This window comes from Amycolatopsis sp. NPDC045836, assembly GCF_056431745.1.
Map to the genome: position 1 here is coordinate 116,452 of NZ_JBWKKF010000014.1, position 16,894 is coordinate 133,345.

Here is a 16,894-nt window from a genome sequence, read left to right on the forward strand (position 1 = left end):
AGAGAGGAAGAAAAACCTTAACGAGGAAGAGGGGGGATAGCAAACAGAAAAGATGGCGGGTGTGATGTGGGGGGGTTGTTTTTTGTTCTTCTCCCCCCCCCCCCCCCCCCCCCCCCCACCACCTACACCGGTACCGAGACGAACGTCCTGCCGTCGAAGTTCTCGACTGCCACGGCGGCCACCTGGTCCGGGGGCACCAGTGCCGCGCCGTCCAGTTCGGTGCCGTCCCGTTCGCCTGCCGGGGAGACCAGCCAGCTGCCCGCTTCGGCCCGGGTGCCGTCCTTGCCCACCACCACGATCCGGCACTTCTGCCCGGCCGGGATGCCCTTGATGTCGGTGCTGATCCGGACCCAGCCCGCGGCCGGTTTCACCGTGGCGGTCATGCTCGCGCCCGTTCCCGCGTCGGTGGCCGTGCTGGTCCGGCTGCCCGGCGGCAGCGCCACCACCTCCGGTGCGTCCGGCGCCGTCTGCCGACCGACGAGCACCCCGCCGCCGAGGAAGGCCGCGGCCACCACGGCCGCCGCCACGCCGGCGGCGAACCGCCGCTTGCGCTCCTGCCCGCCCCGTTCGGCGCGCACCTGCCGCAGCGTGCGCTGCAGCAGCAGGTCCCCGCCCTCGGGCGGGCCGTCCAGCACCGCCTCCGGCGGCACCTCGCCGAGCGCGTCGTGCAGCTGCCGCAGCTCGGCCAGCTCACCGGCACACCGCGTGCAGGTCGCGACGTGTTCCTCCACCGCGCGCCCCTCCCGCTCGTCGAGCGCACCCAGCGCGTAGGCGCCGAGCAGGTGCGCGTCGTGTCCCGTGTTCATCCGGCCACCCCCTTCAGCGCCAGCTGCCGTCCCAGCGACGTGTTCCGCAGTGTTCTGAGCGCGTAGTGCGATCTCGACTTCACCGTGCCCGGTGCCACCCCCAGCGCCGCCGCCGCCTCGCTCACGCTGCGGCCCTCGAAGTAGATCTTCACCAGCACGTCCCGGTGGTCGGCGGAGAGCTGGTCCAGCGCCTCCAGCACGACCACCGAGTCCACCACCGAGTCCGCGTGGTCCCGCTGCACCGGCGGTTTCTCCGGTACCTCGGCCACCTCCGCCGGCCGGGCCGACTTCGCCCGGAACCGGTCGGTGATGATGTTGCGCGCCACGGTGAGCAGCCAGCCGCGCACCGAACCCTTGCCGTTGACCAGCACGTCCGGATTGCGCCACGCCCGTACGAGTGTCTCCTGGACCACGTCCTCCGCGGCCGCCCGGTCCCCGGTCAGCCGGGTCGCGTAGGCCAGCAGTGCGCGGCCGTGCTCCTCGTAGACCGTCCGGATCAGCGCCTCGTCGGCCGCGGGTTCCCGGTTCCGGGACCACAACGCCGCCATCCAGCTCTCCTCCCCGCCCGTGGGCGCGTCAGTGACCGCGTAACCGTGCCACGCACCGGCGGTACGGACACGGGGCTTCCGCCGAACCGGTTCGAATCTTTTCGCCACGGCTCCGCCGCCCACCCGAAGGGCTTGCCCTGTTCGGCTGACGCGGTAGCGTACGGTGACGATTCGGCGACCCATCGCACGAAGACGGAAGAGGGCGTGGAGAAGCGGAAGTCGGCACTTCGCAGCAAGCTGTTCTGGGCGGGTTACCTGGTGGCGGGCGCGCTGACCGTGGTGGCCTACTACACCACCGTGCTCACCGGCGGGCCGCCGGTCCTCCGCGTCACGCTCTACTGCCTGGTCAGCGCGTCCGCCGCGGCGGCGGTGCTGCTCGGCTGCGTGCGCCACCGGCCGCGGTCCTGGCTGCCGTGGGTGCTGCTGGGGCTGAGCCAGGTGATCTACGCCGCCGCGGACGCCAACTTCTACGTCACCCACTTCATCCTGGAGATCACCTCGTTCCCCGCGGTGGCCGACGTGCTCTACCTGTCGCACTACCCGCTCGTGGTGGCCGGGCTGGTGCTGCTGATCCGCCGCCGCAACACCGGCCGGGACGTGCCCAGCCTGCTCGACGCCGCGCTGCTGGCGGTGGTCGCGGGCATGCTGTCCTGGCTGTACCTGATCGGGCCGCAGGCCGAGGCCCACTCGCCGCTGCTGGTGAAGGTGGCCACGGTGGCCTACCCGATGATGGACCTGGCGATGTTCGCCGTGGCGGTGCGGCTGATCCTCGGCCGCGGCCGCCGCAACACCGCGTTCGTGCTGCTGTCGACCAATCTGCTGGCCTTCTTCGCCGCCGACAGCGTGTACGTCTTCCAGCAGCTCAACCAGACCTACGCGGCGGGCAACTTCCTCGACGCCTTCTGGCTTTCCGGCAACCTCGCGCTCGGTGCCGCGGCGCTGCACCCGACCATGGCCCACCTCACCGATCCGGGTGCGGCACCCGACCGCGGTCCGGGGCCCCTGCGCATCACCGCGCTGTGCGCCGCCGCGCTGGTCGCGCCGGCGACGCTGCTGGTGCAGTACGCGAACGGGGCCTACTCCTCGATCCCGGTGGTCGGCTGCGCCTGCGCGATCCTGTTCGTGCTGACCATCGCCCGGCTCGCCGGACTGGTCTCCGAGCAGCGCAGGCTGGCGATCACCGACGCGCTCACCGGACTGCGCACCCGCCGCTTCTTCGAGGCCGAACTGCCCGCCGAGATCGCCCGCGCCCGGCGCGCCGGTTCCCCGCTGGCCGTGCTGATCGCCGACGTGGACCACTTCAAGTCGATCAACGACCGCTACGGCCACCCCGCCGGCGACCGCGTGCTGGTGGAGATCAGCCGCCGCCTGCGCCGGGCCACCAGGGACACCGACATCCTGGCGCGCTACGGCGGCGAGGAGTTCGCGCTGCTCATCCGGGGCACCGGCGGCGAGGAACCCGCGGTGATCGGGGAACGGGTGCGGCGCGCGGTGGCCGACAGCCCGATCGAGATCGACGGCGGGCACCGCCCGATCGAGGTGACGATCTCCGTGGGCACGGCGAGCTTTCCCCTGCACGGCAGGACACCCGCGGATCTGGTCGGGGCCGCCGACCGCGCGCTCTACGCGGCGAAGCACCGCGGGCGCGACCGGGTGGTCGACTGGCCCGCCGAGACCGAGCCCGACGAGGACGCCGGGATCACCTACCTGCAGCGCATCGCCGACGAGGTGGACAGCTGGCTTTCGGAGCACGAGCACGGCCGCGCGGTCGGCCGCTGGGCGGGACTGGTGGCCGCGGAACTGGGCCGCTCCCCGGCCAGCGTCCGGCGCGCCGAACTCGGCGGGCGGCTGCACGACGTCGGCAAGATCCTGGTGCCGCGGGAGATCTGGGAGAAGCGCGAGCCGCTGACCGACGCCGAATGGGAGCAGATCCGGCAGCACCCGGTCTACGGTTACCGGCTGGTGCTCGCCGTGCCGGGGCTGGGCGAGGTGGCCGACGTCATCCGCCAGCACCACGAACGCTACGACGGCCAGGGGTACCCCGACCGGCTCGCCGGGTCCGCGATCCGGTTCGAGGCGCGGATCCTGGCCGTCTGCGACACCTGGGCCGCCATCCTCGCCGACCGGCCCTACCAGCCGGCCCGCACCGAAGCCGAAGCCGTGCGCGAACTGCTCGACGCCCGCGGCACCCAGCTCGACCCGCAGGTGGTGACCGCGTTCCTCGACCTGCACGCGCGGGGAGCGCTCGGGGCGCTCCCCCGCGCGGGCGCCGCTCAGCCGGGCTGATCGGCCAGCGTGTTCCAGAACATCAGCTCGTAGCTCTGGAACAGCCGGGCGTACCGCCGGGCTTCGCGGTCGTCCCGGCCCGCGTCGATGCCGGTCTGGACCGCGGCCGCGGCCTGTTCCGCCTGTCCGGGTGCGGGCGTGGCGAAGAAGTCGAAGAAGGCGCAGGCTTCGTCGTCGAACCCGTACTGCTCCCGCATCGCGCCGGTGATCGAAGCGCAGTAGCTGCCCCAGGCAGCGAAGTTCGAGTAGAGCGCCACAACGACGTCGGACGGTTCCCCGTTCAGCGCAAGCCAGGCGAAGTAGGCGGGGTATGCCTGGCATCCCGCTTGTGGCTCGTAGGCGTCGAGCGCGGCCTCGTCCAATCCGGCAGCGGCGGCGAGGGCGGGCAACTTGCCCAGCGCAAGCCGCTCACCGGCGGCCAGATCGGCGAAGAACTCCCGGACCGCCGGATCTTCGCTGCGCGAAGCCAGGGTGAGGCAGCTGCGCCAGTCGCTCCGCACGATGCGCAGTTCCTCGGCGGCGATCGTGGCGAAGACCTCCCGAGGCGCTTTTCCTTCGGTGATCAACGGCACCAGCCGGTTCTCCCGATCGCGCGGTGCCAGGTCCGCCTGGACCGAGGCCAGCAGTTCCGATGCGGTCATCCGGTCTCCTCCTGTCGCTGGTAGTCGCCAGTTTCTGACTGACTGTGATCAGCACCGTACACCGGTTCGGGTGGTGGCCGGGCCCGTCCACCAGGTCGTCGTACACCGGATCGCGTGAACGGCCGCCGAAACCGCGTAAGCGGTCGCGGGACCGCGCATCCCCATAGGGACCGAAGTGAAAGAAGGTGGCCCGAGATGAACGACGCCGTACACCAGCACCAGTTCGTGTCCCTCAGCGACGCCGACGCCCCCGTGCTGTCCCGTTTCTCCTACTACGCGGCCGAGCCGTTCGCGGTCTCCCTCTCCTTCCAGTCCGGCGACGGCACCTGGGTGGACTGGACCTTCGCCCGCGACATCCTGATCGCCGGCCTGGTCGGCCCGGTCGGCGAAGGCGACGTCCGCATCCGCCCGGACCTGGCCCGCGACGAGGAGTTCCTCGCCGTCGAGTTCGAATCCCCCGGCGGTTACGCGCTGGTCGAGTTGCTGCGCACCGACGTGGAGAGCTTCGTCGAAGCGGCTTCGGGCATCGTGCCGATCGGCGCCGAGGCGGCGTTCTTCGACGTGGACGCGCTCATCGACGAGCTGACCAACGTCTGACGCCGCCTCAGCGGGTCCGGGCGATCGCGCGCACGGCAGCGCCCGCGCCGAGGGTGAGCACCACGACGGCGAGCCCCCAGCGGCGCTTCTCCTCGGTGTCCATCCCGCGGTCCGGTTCCGGTGACGCGACCGGCTTGATCGGCGCCGCCCGCTTCCGCGAGGAGGGGGGCGGCGCCGATTCCGGTTCCGGCGACGGCGGTTCCGGGGGCGGCGGAACCACGGCCTGCCGGGTGGCCGGGGCCGGTTGCGTGGTGGTCTCGGGAGCCGGTGGCCGGGTGGTGGTCGGAGCCGGCGAGGTGGTCGTCGGTGCCGGCGGCTCCGGCGGTGGAGGCGGAGGCGGCTCAGGCGCCGGTGGTGGCGGAGGCGGAGGAGGCGGGGGTGGTGGAGGTGGGGGTGGTGGGGGTGGTGGCGGAGGCGGTGGTGGCGGTTTCGGCGGCGGGCACGGCGGTTTCGGTGGCTTCGGTGGGCAGAGCGGCCAGATGATGCACAGCTGCAGATGCACGTCGCCCACCAGGAAGGCGGGACCGAACAGCGGGAAGACCGGGCCGGCGCCGGGCGCGGTGAGCGCGCTGGGCAGTGGAACGACTCCGGGCGCGAGCGCACTCGGCGGTGCGACCCCCGCAGCGAGCGCATTCGGCAGGGCACCCGGTTCCGGGGCGTCCCCGGTGAGCGCACCAGGCGAAGCAGCGGGCCCCGGAGCATCCGCGGTACGGGCACTCGGCGGGGCAACAGGCGCCACAGCGCTCGCCGCGAGCGAAGCAACGGGCTCTGGCGAGTCCTCGGTGAGGGGACTCGGCGGAGCGACGGGCCCCGCAGCTCCCTCGGCAAGCGGACTCGGCGGAGCGACGGGCCCCGGAGCGTCCGTGGTGACGGGGCTCGGCGGAGCAACGGGCCCCGGCGCACCCGAGGCGAGCGCACTCGGCGAGTCGGCAGCTTCCGGGACGTCCCCGGCGAGCACGGGACCGGCGAAGCTCAGGGTGAACCCCGCGGCCAGCGCCGCCCCGCAGGCGCCGTAGCGCGCGGGGCGCATCAGGCGAGCCGATCGACGGCCCACCGGAAGGCATCCGGCTCCACCTGCGCGCCGCCCCCGAACGGGTTCTGCAGCTGGTAGATGGCGAACAGCAGCAGGGTGATCGTGCCCGCCAGGGTGGACACGATGATCACGTGGGTGAACAGCTTGGTGCCACCGAACAGGTTCGGCAGCAGCACGGTGATCACGCTGCCGATGATCAGCACGAACCAGACCACCACCCCGACGCCGGCGCCGCCGGAACCGTTGAGCCGTGCCTGCCGGGCCTGGTAGACCTCCCAGAGCTTGTCCACCGCCTCGGTCTTGCGGCCGACCGCGAAGTCGTCCTCCGGGACCTCCGCGTTGGTGATCGCCGTGCGGAGGTCCTCGAGCTGGCGTTCGGCGGTCTTGGGCACCGGTTCACCCGCCTGCAGCTTCGGCCACTCCTCGTTGGTCACCGTCGAGGCGTACTCGGCGGCGAAGCGGCGCACGTCGGCGGCGACCGGTTCGGGCAGCGAGTCCGCCGCCCAGGCCACCGCCACCAGGCCGTCGGCCTCCTCGTAGGACTTCTCGCTGGCCTCGTTCACCCCGTCGTACAACGAGATCAGCACGAAGGCCACCAGCACCACGTGCAGACCGGCGACGATGGTGAACACCTGCCCGGCCGCGTCGTTGTTGCCGGGCCTGCCTTCGGACAGCCCGAACCGCCGCACCAGGTACGCGGTCACCCCCGCGACGACCGCGGCGCCCACGACCCACAACACGCCGCTCAGATAGATGTTCATCGAACTCCAGACTCACCGGACACGATTGTCGGCACGACCGGGAATACCGGCCGCAAAATTGTTGGCCGAACGCCGGAGCATCCGGAAAGAACCCCACCCCATCCGGCTGCCCGGTCGGCTGACGCACCAAGTTATCCAGCGGCATCCGGCACCACAAGACGGCATGAGCCGGTTCATCCGGTTGATTAACCGGAGTCGATCAGACCACCGTTTCGGAGCATTTCCGCCGGTGGCGGAGAACCGGCACGAGCAGTTCGCCCCACCCGGTGACCTCGGCCGATCGAAGGTTAGGCCGTCCGGGGCCGCCGTGCTCACCGACCGTCACCGAAACCGGTCTTCCGGCGGGCTGACCCTCCACAGCGGACAGTGGCGCACCGCCCGCCACCCGGCCGCGAGCCGGAGTCCGTTCGGCGCAGGAAGGACTCGCCAGACGGGCCCGCGCGCCCCCGAACAGCGGAGCGCCAGCCGCCACAGTGGTCCATTCGTGGCCGAGCCGGGCTGCGGCCGCTACCGTGCGTATCCAGAAATACTGGTCAGTGGGATTCCGGGGGATTTCCACCCTGCACTAATGCTTTTGCCGGAAAGCACTTTCGGGTGACTCCCGTGCCAGTTGTACCAGTGCTAACGTCGCTGGCGTCGACCACCGGGGATCGACAACGGTAAATCATCGGGAATACCATCGCCGGCCGGTCCGCGGCAATTCGTGGATTGCGCGGGTTCTTCGCCGTGCCGAAAAAAGTTCCGGTGTTGCCGGACTGTTCCGAACCAGAGATGGGTGGATTCGCAGTGACTGTGACCGAATCGGTCGAGCCGGGTGTCGGGGAGGAGCGGCCCCGGTCCAGCCTTGGCACCGCGGCCGCGCGGAACCTGGCCACCACCACCAAGTCCGTCCCCCAGATGCAGGGCATCTCCTCGCGCTGGCTGCTGCGGGTGCTGCCGTGGGTGCAGGCGCAGGGCGGGGCCTACCGGGTCAACCGGCGGCTGAGCTACACCCTCGGCGACGGCCGCGTCAGCTTCACCAACGCCGGCTCGGAGATCCGGGTCATCCCCCAGGAACTCCGCGAACTGCCCACGCTGAAGGGCTTCGAGGACGACGAACTGCTCGTCGCGCTGGCGAACCGGTTCCAGCAGCAGGAGTTCCAGCCCGGCGACGTGATCGTCGAAGCGGGCACGCCGATCGACCAGGTGCTGCTGATCGCCCACGGCAAGGTGAACAAGATCGGCCGCGGCCGCTACGGCGACCAGACGGTGCTGGGTGTGCTGGCCGACGGCGAGTACCTCGGCGACCAGGTGCTGGCCGGGGAACAGGGCCAGTGGGACTACACCGTCAAGGCGGTCACCCCGTGCATCGTGCTCACCCTGCGGGAGCAGTCCCTCGGCGACCTCAACGGCGGCTCGGAACTGCTGCGCGAGCACGTCCGGCGTTCGCTCAGCTGCCGGTCCCAGCCGCAGAACGACTACGGTGAAGCCGCGATCGACCTGTCCGCCGGGCACGAGGGCGAACCCGAACTGCCGTCCACCTACGTCGACTACGAACTCAGCCCGCGCGAGTACGAGCTGAGCGTGGCGCAGACCGTGCTGCGGGTGCACAGCCGCGTCGCCGACCTCTACAACCAGCCGATGAACCAGACCGAGCAGCAGTTGCGGCTGACCATCGAGGCGCTCCGCGAGCGCCAGGAACACGAGATGATCAACAACCGGAGCTTCGGCCTGCTGCACAACGCCGACCTCAAGCAGCGCATCCACACCCGCACCGGCCCGCCCACCCCGGACGACCTCGACGAGCTGATCGCGGTGGTCTGGAAGGACCCGGCGGTCTTCCTGGCGCACCCGCGCACGATCGCCTCGATCGGCCGCGAGTTCAACCGGCGCGGGCTCTACCCGGCCGCCGCCGAGATCGAGGGCCACCGGGTGCCCGCGTGGCGCGGCATCCCCATCCTGCCCTGCAACAAGATCCCGGTGACCAGCACCAACACCAGCTCGATCCTGCTGATGCGGACCGGGGAAGCCAGCCAGGGCGTGATCGGGCTGCACCAGACCGGTATCCCGGACGAGTACCAGCCCGGGCTGTCCGTGCGCTTCATGGGGATCAACGAGCAGGCGATCATCTCCTACCTGGTCAGCGCCTACTACTCCGCGGCGATCCTGGTGCCCGACGCGCTCGGGGTGCTGGAGAACGTGGAGATCGGCCGCGACGGCTGAGCCCGGACCCCCCAAGAACAGCCCGACCGACCGAGCACGAACCCGGGGAGCGAAATGACAGTCACCGAACCCGATCTAGGGGTGGACAGCGGCCAGCCGAGGCAGCAGAGCCTCGGCACCGCGGCCGCGCGGAACCTGGCCACCACCACCAAGTCCGTCCCCCAGATGCAGGGCATCTCCCCGCGCTGGCTGCTGCGGATGCTGCCGTGGACCGAGGTGCCCGGCGGTTCCTACCGGGTGAACCGCCGGCTCAGCTACGCCGTCGGCGACGGCCGGGTCACCTTCACCAACACCGGGGCCGACGTCCGGGTGATCCCGCAGGAGCTGCGGGAACTGCCCGCGTTGCGGGATTTCGAGGACGCCGGGAACGGCGCAGACGGCGCGGTGCTGAACGCCATCGCCGACCGGTTCCGCCAGCAGGAGTTCGCCCCCGGTGAGGTGATCGTGGAGTTCGGCCACCAGGCCGACCAGGTGCTGCTGATCGCCCACGGCAAGGTCAGCAAGATCGGCACCGGGCAGTACGGCGACCAGACCGTGCTCGGCGTGCTGGCCGATGGTGACCACCTCGGCAACCAGGTGCTGCTGGAGAGCGACGGCATCTGGGAGTTCACCATCAAGGCCGTCACGCCGTGCACGGTGCTCACCCTGTCCCGCGCGGAGATCGACGCGCTGCTGGAGCGGTCCGGCGACCTGCGCGCGCACCTGGACCGGATCCGCGCCAATCCGAAGAAGGCGCAGAACAAGCACGGGGAGGCGGCGATCGACCTGGCCTCCGGGCACGAGGGCGAAGCCGTGCTGCCGTCCACCTACGTCGACTACGAGCAGTCCCCGCGCGAGTACCAGCTCAGCGTGGCGCAGACGGTGCTGCGGGTGCACAGCCGCGTCGCCGACCTCTACAACCACCCGATGAACCAGACCGAGCAGCAGTTGCGGCTGACCGTGGAGGCCCTGCGCGAGCGGCAGGAGCACGAGATGCTCAACAACCGCGAGTTCGGCCTGCTGCACAACGCCGACCTCAAGCAGCGCATCTACACCCGCACCGGGCCGCCCACCCCGGACGACCTCGACGAACTGCTGAGCAGGCGGCGCAAGACCGCGTTCTTCCTGGCGCACCCGCGCACGATCGCCGCGTTCGGCCGCGAGTGCAACAAGCGCGGCATCTACCCCGACGGCAAGCAGCTCGAGGGCAAACCGGTGCACGCGTGGCGCGGGGTGCCGCTGCTGCCGTCGAACAAGATCCCGATCAGCGACACCGGCACCTCCTCGATCCTGGCCATGCGCACCGGTGAGGAGAACCACGGGGTGGTCGCGCTGCACCAGACCGGCCTGCCCGACGAGTACGAGCCCGGGCTGAACGTGCGGTTCACCGGCATCAACGACCAGGCGGTCATCTCCTACCTGGTCAGCGCCTACTTCTCCGTGGCCATCCTGGTGCCCGACGCGCTGGGTGTGCTGGAGAACGCCGAGATCACCCGCTGAGGAGGGGTGCGGTATGTCCACTGTGGAAACCATCGGTGACGTGCGCACGGGCAGCGAGGTGCTGGCCTGGAGCCGGGCCTCGGTCGAACCGGCGCTGCGGGCGGCGGTGGACACCCTGCCGGGTTCGCTGCGGCGGATCGCCGGTTACCACTTCGGCTGGCTCGACGAACGCGGCGGACCGGCCACCGGTGACGGCGGCAAGGCGCTGCGGCCGGCGCTGGCGCTGCTCTCCGCCGAGGCGGTCGGCGGCGGCCCGGCCGCGATCCCGGCGGCGGTGGCGATCGAGCTGGTGCACAACTTCTCGTTGCTGCACGACGACGTGATGGACGGGGACCTGACCAGGCGGCACCGGCCGACCGTGTGGCACGTGTTCGGCGTCGGCGCGGCCATCCTGACCGGGGACGCGCTGCTCACGCTGGCGATGGAGGTGCTGGCCGACAGCGGGCAGCCGTCGCTGCGGGTGCTCAGCTCGGCGGTGCAGGACCTGGTGGAGGGGCAGATCGCCGATCTGTCCTTCGAAACCCGCTCGGACGTCACGGTGGGCGAATGCGTCCGGATGGCCGAACGCAAGACCGGGGCGCTGGTGGGTGCCGCGTGCGCGCTCGGGGCGCTGGCCGGTGGCGCGGCCCCCGAGCGGGCGGGTGACCTGCGGTTGTTCGGCGACCAGCTCGGGCTGGCCTTCCAGTTCATCGACGACCTGCTCGGCATCTGGGGTGATCCGGCGGTGACCGGGAAGCCGGTGCACAACGACCTGCGCAGCCGCAAGAAGTCGCTGCCGGTGGTGGCGGCGCTGACCTCGGGCACCCCGGCCGGGCGGGAGCTGGCCGAGCTGTACGAGTCCGCGTCGCTGACCGAAGCGGAGCTGGCCAGGGCCGCCGAACTGGTGGAGCTGGCCGGTGGCCGGGCGTGGTGCCGGACCCAGGCCGACGACCTGCTCGGCGAGGCCAGGCTGAGACTGCGCGCCGCCCGCCCGGAACTCCGCGCGGCGACCGGTCTCGAGACGCTCGCGAAGCTGGCCACCCACCGAGATCACTAGGTAGCTTGGTTGGGTGAACGAGCGCCGCCGGTGGACGTGGGCGGGTGGGCTGGTGCCCACGGAAGTTCCGGCCACGGACGCTCTGGTGGTGGACTCCTTCCTGCTCGACCGGGGCGCGGTGCGCGGCCTGCGCCGCCACCGCGCCCGGTTCACCCGCGGGGCCACCACCGTCGCCAGGATTCCGGAGTCCTCCGTGGACAGGTTCTGGGCGGCGATGGTGGCCGAGCTGCCGTTGCGCGAACGCTGGTTCCCCCGGGTGGAGGCGCACGCCGACGGATCGCTGGTGTTCTGGCTGCGCCCCGCTCCCCCGCCCCGGCCGGAGACCCGGCTCTGGATCCCGCCCGAGCCGGTCGTCCGCACGCACCCGCGGATCAAGGGCCCCGACCTGCCGCTGCTCAGCGAACTCCGCGCCCGCGCGCAGGAGACCGGCGCCGACGACGCGCTGCTGCTCGACGAGTCCGGCTGCGTGCTGGAGACCGCGCACGCCGCGCTGCTCTGGTGGCGGGACGAGCACCTGTGCGCCCCGGCGCGCACCCTGCCGGTGCTGCCCTCGGTGACCGTCGCCGAACTCGGCATCCCGCTGAGCGAGGAGTACGCCGAACCGGCCGACCTCGAAGGCACCGAGGTGTGGGCGGTCAACGCCCTGCACGGGATCAGCCCGGTCACCGGCTGGACCGGCGCACCGGGGCCCGCGCTCGCCCCGGTGGACACCGCCCGGCTGGGCCGCTTCCGCACCGCACTTGCCACCGCGCCGACCTATGTGACGTGAACGGGGTTCGACGTGTTGAGGGGGCCGGGCGGACGTGGACGGGATGGCGAGCCTGCGGCACCGGCGAGCGACCACCAGACCTTTCCCGGCCCCGCCTTCGACAGCGCGCCACCGGCGGCGGGCGAGCTCATGGCGGTGTGGGTGTCGTGGCGGATCGCCTTCTCCGGCAACGGCCTGTGCGCGGCGGTCTCGGTGGAGTACCGGTCTGCCGGGCCACCGAGCAGTCCGTGGTGCGGGGCAAGGGAAAGCTGGGGGTGAGTCGCGGATGTGCGCGCTGCTCGAAGACGCCGGCAAGCACCAGGTCGATCCGTCCGAAGTGGACGGTATCACCGAGCTGGCGGTGGCCGGGCTCGGGCACTGGGCCTACAGCTGGGAGACCACCTGGGCCCGCAGCGCCCGGAAGGCGGCCGGGTCCAGCGCAGCCGGTTTCTCCGCCAGCCAGTCACCGATCTCCACCACGAACTGCTCCGGCGTCATCGGCGGGGCGAGCCAGTCGTCGTCCTCGGTGGTGATCTCGCCCGGCCGGTTCGGGTAGAGCACGATCGCGCCGCGCACCTCGAGCTCGGGCAGCAGGTCCTGGAACGCCTCGATCGCCTCGGGCAGCTTGGTGCCGCCACCGCGGAAGCGGTTGCCGTTGCGGGTCAGCTCACCGAGCTCGTCGAGCGCGTAGTGACCCGGCGGCCACACCTTCGACTCGACCAGCACCAGCCGCCTGCCGGAAAGGACGGCGTGGTCGGTGTCGGCGAACACCGAACCGGGCCAGGCGAGGCTGTGGAACACGCGCAGGCCGGGCAGTTTGGTCAGGTAGCGCTCCAGCAGCTCGGCGGTGAGCCGCTCGCCGATCTGGTCGGGATCGGCCCCGGTCCGGCCGAACACCGCCGCGTCGCCGAACTCCGCGGTCAGCTCCTTCTCCGCCTTGACGTCGGCGGCGTACCCGCGGGCCAGCCAGGCGCAGGCCGCGCTGACCATCGCGGCCAGCAGCACCCAGGTGACCACCACCGGCGCGGTGACGTCGAGCGGCAGCAGGATCGGCAGGCACAGGGCCAGGCCACCGGCCGCCACCAGCAGCCACGGCGCGTGCCCGCGGCCGTCACGCGGGAGCCGCTGCCCCGGCGCCTCGACCAGCGGCCACCACGGGATCTCGGTGACCTCCAGGTGCGGGCAGACCGGTTCGTACTCGTCCTCGAACTCCCAGCGGCGGTAGCGGGCGGGCCGGGCGGGCTCGGGTTCCTCCTCCGGCTCCCACTCCTCGCCGAGGTCGTAGTCCGCGCGGCGGTCCGGGTCGGCGAGGGTCTCGTAGGCCTCGCGCAGCTGCCGGAACGAGTCCGAGGTGCCGCCCGCGTCCGGGTGCATGGCCTTGGCCAGCGCGCGGTAGGCCGATTTGATCTCCGCTGCCGACGCGCTCTCGGGCACCCCGAGCAGCTCGTAGTAGTCGACCCCTTGCACGGTCTGGCGCACCTCCTGCGATCGCGCTGACACGATATGTCCTCCGCCGCCGGTTCCGGTCGCCGGACACGCCTTCCGGTTGGCCGCGATGGCGGTTGACGATCATCGGCGGGCGCCGGAAAATCAGGGGTCCGGCGGTTTTCGCCGGTAGTGCAGCACCGGCCTTGAGGGGATCGGCATGCCAGCGACTCGTTCCCACCTCCGTTTCCTGCGCCGTGGCACCGTGCTCGCCGCCACCGGCCTGCTCCTGCTCACCGCCGCGCCCGGCGCGTCCACCGCGCCGGAGGGCCGGGCGGGTCCCGCCTGGGTCGGTTCGTGGACCACCGGGGTCACCGTCGCCTCGGCGGGCACCGGCGAAACCGGGTTCACCGACACCACGCTGCGCCAGGTCGTGCACCTCTCGGTGGGCGGCGACGAACTCCGGCTGCGGTTGTCCAACGTGTTCGGCACCGCGCCGCTGGCCATCGGCGCGGCCACCGTGGCCGTGCAGCACGCCGGAGGCGGGCCGCGGGTGGACGAGGACACGCTGCGGCAGGTCCGGTTCGGCGGCGAGCGGATGACCACCATCCCGATCGGCGCGGAATGGGTGTCCGACCCGATCGAGCTGTCCGTGCCCGACGGCGCGGACCTGACCGTTTCGCTGCACCTGCCGGGGCCGACCGGGCCGCTGACCCAGCACCGCTCGGCGTTCGCCACGAACTGGACCACGCCGGGCAACGAGACCGCGGCCGAAGGCACCGGGTTCACCCCGCTGGGCACGTCGTGGTTCCTGCTCGACGGGGTCGACGTGCGGGCGGCGAGCGCGGGTTCGGCGGTGTTCTTCGGCGATTCCATCACCGACGGCGCGATCACCACGGTGGACCGCAACCACCGCTACCCCGACCGGGTCGCCGCCCGGGTGCTGACCAGGCCGGAGCGGGCCGAGTTCGGCGTGCTCAACACCGGCATCGGCGGCGCGCGGCTGCTCACCGACCAGGGCGCGGCCGGGCAGAGCGCGATGGCGCGGTTCGACCGGGACGTCAGCGGGCAGGCCGGGGTGCGGGCGGTGGTGTTGCTGCTGGGCATCAACGACATCGGCGGCACGCGGGGCGCGGTGGCGGTCGAGGACCTGATTTCGGTGCACCGCCAGTTCATCGCGCGGGCGAAGTCGCTGGGACTGCGGGTGTACGGCGCGACGCTGCTGCCGTTCGAGGGGGCCGGCTACTTCACGCCCGAGGGCGAAGCGGACCGGCAGGCGCTGAACAAGTTCATCCGCACCTCGGGCGAGTACGACGGTGTGATCGACTTCGACCGGGCGACCGGTGACCCGGCGCAACCCACCCGGCTGCGCCCGGCCTACGACTCCGGCGACCACCTGCACCCGAACGACGCCGGCATGGACGCGATGGCCGCGGTGGTGCCGATCGACCGCCTGGTGCGCTGACGCCCGGGCGCTACCGCCCTCATTGAGCAAGCACAGTCCGGCGCCGTCGCCTGGGTGGCTGGGCCGGTCCGGGCACGCAGCCCGGCGGTGTCGCCGATCGCGGCGGATGCGTCGCCGAAGCCTCAGGCGAGTGGGCGCGGTGGGCCGCGAGGATTGAGGCCGCGGTGTTCTCGATCGCCTCCGGGCGGCTGAGCCGACCCGGTGCCGAAGCAGGACCAGGAATCGCCCGGACCTCGCCATCAGCGAGCCACAGCCCGACTCGCCCGGTGTGGTGGCGGTGGTGCCGCCGATCGCGGCGGGCAACTCGCCGGAGCAGGCAGGGGCCGCTGGGCGCGATGAGGGCTCGGGGCCTTGTGGTGGCCGAGCCAGGCGCGGTGGGGAGCCCAGAACCTCGGCGGCAAGCCGAGCCGGGCGCGGAGCAGGGCCGGGGGTCGCCCGGCCCTGCTCCTCTGCTTCCCGCGGTGACGCCGTTGTCAGGCGGGAATGTTCCATTTCTGGTTGGCCGCCCCGGTGCAGGTCCAGATCTGCGTCCGGGTGCCGTTGGCCGAACCACCGCCGATCACGTCCAGGCACTTGTTCGCGGCGATGTTGACGATGTCCTTCGCCGCCGGGGTGGCCCAGCGCTGGGCACCGGTGCCGTTGCAGTCCCACAGCTGCACCACCGCACCGTCCGCGGTGGAGCCGCCCGAGACGTCGAGGCACTTGCCGAGGGCGCGGATGCTGCCGTCGCCGGCGACGGTCCAGTTCTGCGCGGCGTTGCCGTTGCAGTCGGTGATCTGCACCGGCGTGCCGTTGGCGGTGTTCGCCCCGGCCACGTCGAGGCACTTGCCGCCGATACCGGTGATCTGCCCACCGGAGCCACCGCCGCCGTCGTTGGTCACCCGCACGTAGTCGACCAGCAGCTGGTTCGGGAACGGCGTGCTCGAATCGGGGTCACCCGGCCAGTAACCGCCGACCGCCAGGTTCAGGATCATGAAGAACGGGTGGTCGAACACCCACCGGTTGCCGTTGAGGTCGGCGGGCGTGCGGGTCTGGTACACGTTGCCGTCCACGGACCAGGTGATCCGGTTCGGTGACCAGTCGACGGCGAAGGTGTGGAAGGCGTCGGTGAACCGGCCGCCGATCGAATAGCCCGCCCCGATGCCGCCCGCACCGGAGTACCCCGGCCCGTGCAGGGTGCCGTGCACGGTGGACGGCTCGAAGCCGACGTTCTCCATGATGTCGATCTCGCCGGCCTCCGGCCAGCCGACGCTGCCCATGTTGTTGCCCAGCATCCAGAACGCGGGCCACATGCCCTGGCCGTGCGACATCTTGATGCGGGCCTCGAAATGGCCGTACGCCTGGGTGAACCGGCCCGCGGTGTTCAGCCGGGCCGAGGTGTACTCGCACCGGCCGTACCAGCACTGGTAGTTCGCCGGGTTCTCGCGCCGCGCGGTGATCACCAGGTTGCCCTGGCCGTCGTGCACCGCGTTGCTGGTGCTGTTCGTGTAGTACTGCCGTTCGTGGTTGTTGACGTTGTCGCCGGTCTCCAGCTGCCACTTGCTGCCGTCGACCGGGGTGCCGGCCGGGAGGTTGAACTCGTCGGCGAAGGTCACCGCCGTGGTGGCGGGCGGAGCGGCGGCCGGGCTGCCGCCCGCCGGGGCGGCCACCGCCAGGCTGCCGCCCGCCACGACGGCGAGCACAGCGGCGGCCCAGCGGCCGGCTCTGCGTTTGCGGGGGAGGTTTCGAACGGACATCGCGCTCACCTTTCGCTGCGGTGGCACTACCGGGGGGAACTACTGGGGAGGGAGAGTTCGCAGGCCAACGCACGGTGAGGCGACGTTGCCCGCGCGAATCACTTTTGCCGTGATTGGCGAAAGTATGAATG

The 16,894-nt window shown here is 71.6% G+C and carries 15 protein-coding genes; 8 read left to right on the forward strand and 7 right to left on the reverse strand.

Going from position 1 to position 16,894, the window contains the following annotated elements; translation table 11 throughout:
* Nucleotides 1-122: 122 nt before the first annotated feature.
* Together AC07EG_RS26160 and AC07EG_RS26165 are read right to left on the reverse strand one after the other, a co-directional pair.
* Nucleotides 123-806 carry an anti-sigma factor family protein gene (locus tag AC07EG_RS26160; protein WP_478255817.1) on the reverse strand — a complete coding sequence of 228 codons (684 nt, stop codon included), beginning with the start codon at nt 804-806 and terminating at the stop codon, nt 123-125.
* Nucleotides 803-1,354, reverse strand: coding sequence for a sigma-70 family RNA polymerase sigma factor (locus tag AC07EG_RS26165; protein ID WP_478255818.1), 552 nt, complete (start codon nt 1,352-1,354; stop codon nt 803-805). Before AC07EG_RS26165 ends, AC07EG_RS26160 begins: the two co-directional genes overlap by 4 nt.
* Nucleotides 1,355-1,558: 204 nt before the next feature.
* Between AC07EG_RS26165 and AC07EG_RS26170 the strand changes: the two genes are divergently transcribed.
* Entirely contained in the window at nt 1,559-3,640 is a 2,082-nt protein-coding gene (locus tag AC07EG_RS26170) for a bifunctional diguanylate cyclase/phosphohydrolase (protein ID WP_478255819.1), read from the forward strand.
* On the opposite strand, the gene AC07EG_RS26175 is transcribed toward AC07EG_RS26170, so the two are convergent.
* The gene (locus AC07EG_RS26175; RefSeq protein WP_478255820.1) at nt 3,628-4,281 is read right to left on the reverse strand and encodes a thiaminase II/PqqC family protein; all 654 of its coding nucleotides are present in this window, start codon (nt 4,279-4,281) and stop codon (nt 3,628-3,630) included. The two genes, AC07EG_RS26170 and AC07EG_RS26175, sit on opposite strands and share 13 nt — an antisense overlap.
* A gap of 195 nt (nt 4,282-4,476) precedes the next feature.
* On the opposite strand from AC07EG_RS26175, the gene AC07EG_RS26180 reads away from it, so the two are divergent.
* Nucleotides 4,477-4,878 carry an SsgA family sporulation/cell division regulator gene (locus AC07EG_RS26180; RefSeq protein ID WP_478255821.1) on the forward strand — a complete coding sequence of 134 codons (402 nt, stop codon included), beginning with the start codon at nt 4,477-4,479 and terminating at the stop codon, nt 4,876-4,878.
* 7 nt (nt 4,879-4,885) lie between these two features.
* Here AC07EG_RS26180 and AC07EG_RS26185 read toward each other — a convergent pair whose 3' ends face one another.
* Complete coding sequence (locus AC07EG_RS26185) at nt 4,886-5,098, reverse strand: hypothetical protein (protein WP_478255822.1); 213 nt, start codon at nt 5,096-5,098, stop codon at nt 4,886-4,888.
* Between the two features lie 86 nt (nt 5,099-5,184).
* Between AC07EG_RS26185 and AC07EG_RS26190 the strand changes: the two genes are divergently transcribed.
* The gene (locus AC07EG_RS26190; RefSeq protein WP_478255823.1) at nt 5,185-5,361 is read left to right on the forward strand and encodes a hypothetical protein; all 177 of its coding nucleotides are present in this window, start codon (nt 5,185-5,187) and stop codon (nt 5,359-5,361) included.
* Nucleotides 5,362-5,907: 546 nt separating this feature from the next.
* On the opposite strand, the gene AC07EG_RS26195 is transcribed toward AC07EG_RS26190, so the two are convergent.
* Nucleotides 5,908-6,672, reverse strand: a complete 765-nt coding sequence (locus AC07EG_RS26195) for a bestrophin-like domain (protein WP_478255824.1) — start codon at nt 6,670-6,672, stop codon at nt 5,908-5,910.
* Between the two features lie 786 nt (nt 6,673-7,458).
* Here AC07EG_RS26195 and AC07EG_RS26200 point away from each other — a divergent pair.
* From AC07EG_RS26200 to AC07EG_RS26215, 4 genes are read left to right on the forward strand one after another with little or no spacing between them, the layout of a single operon-like run.
* Entirely contained in the window at nt 7,459-8,874 is a 1,416-nt protein-coding gene (locus tag AC07EG_RS26200; protein WP_478255825.1) for a family 2B encapsulin nanocompartment shell protein, read from the forward strand.
* A 54-nt stretch (nt 8,875-8,928) separates the two neighbouring features.
* Entirely contained in the window at nt 8,929-10,353 is a 1,425-nt protein-coding gene (locus AC07EG_RS26205; protein WP_478255826.1) for a family 2B encapsulin nanocompartment shell protein, read from the forward strand.
* Between the two features lie 13 nt (nt 10,354-10,366).
* Nucleotides 10,367-11,389 carry a family 2 encapsulin nanocompartment cargo protein polyprenyl transferase gene (locus AC07EG_RS26210; RefSeq protein ID WP_478255827.1) on the forward strand — a complete coding sequence of 341 codons (1,023 nt, stop codon included), beginning with the start codon at nt 10,367-10,369 and terminating at the stop codon, nt 11,387-11,389.
* A 52-nt stretch (nt 11,390-11,441) separates the two neighbouring features.
* Nucleotides 11,442-12,158 carry an aminotransferase class IV gene (locus tag AC07EG_RS26215; protein ID WP_478255828.1) on the forward strand — a complete coding sequence of 239 codons (717 nt, stop codon included), beginning with the start codon at nt 11,442-11,444 and terminating at the stop codon, nt 12,156-12,158.
* Between the two features lie 363 nt (nt 12,159-12,521).
* Here the strand turns inward: AC07EG_RS26215 and AC07EG_RS26220 are convergent, their stop codons facing one another.
* Nucleotides 12,522-13,637 carry a DnaJ domain-containing protein gene (locus AC07EG_RS26220; protein WP_478255829.1) on the reverse strand — a complete coding sequence of 372 codons (1,116 nt, stop codon included), beginning with the start codon at nt 13,635-13,637 and terminating at the stop codon, nt 12,522-12,524.
* Nucleotides 13,638-13,782: 145 nt separating this feature from the next.
* On the opposite strand from AC07EG_RS26220, the gene AC07EG_RS26225 reads away from it, so the two are divergent.
* Entirely contained in the window at nt 13,783-15,027 is a 1,245-nt protein-coding gene (locus AC07EG_RS26225) for an SGNH/GDSL hydrolase family protein (RefSeq protein ID WP_478255830.1), read from the forward strand.
* Nucleotides 15,028-15,500: 473 nt separating this feature from the next.
* Here AC07EG_RS26225 and AC07EG_RS26230 read toward each other — a convergent pair whose 3' ends face one another.
* Entirely contained in the window at nt 15,501-16,763 is a 1,263-nt protein-coding gene (locus tag AC07EG_RS26230; RefSeq protein ID WP_478255831.1) for a ricin-type beta-trefoil lectin domain protein, read from the reverse strand.
* Nucleotides 16,764-16,894 lie beyond the last annotated feature (131 nt).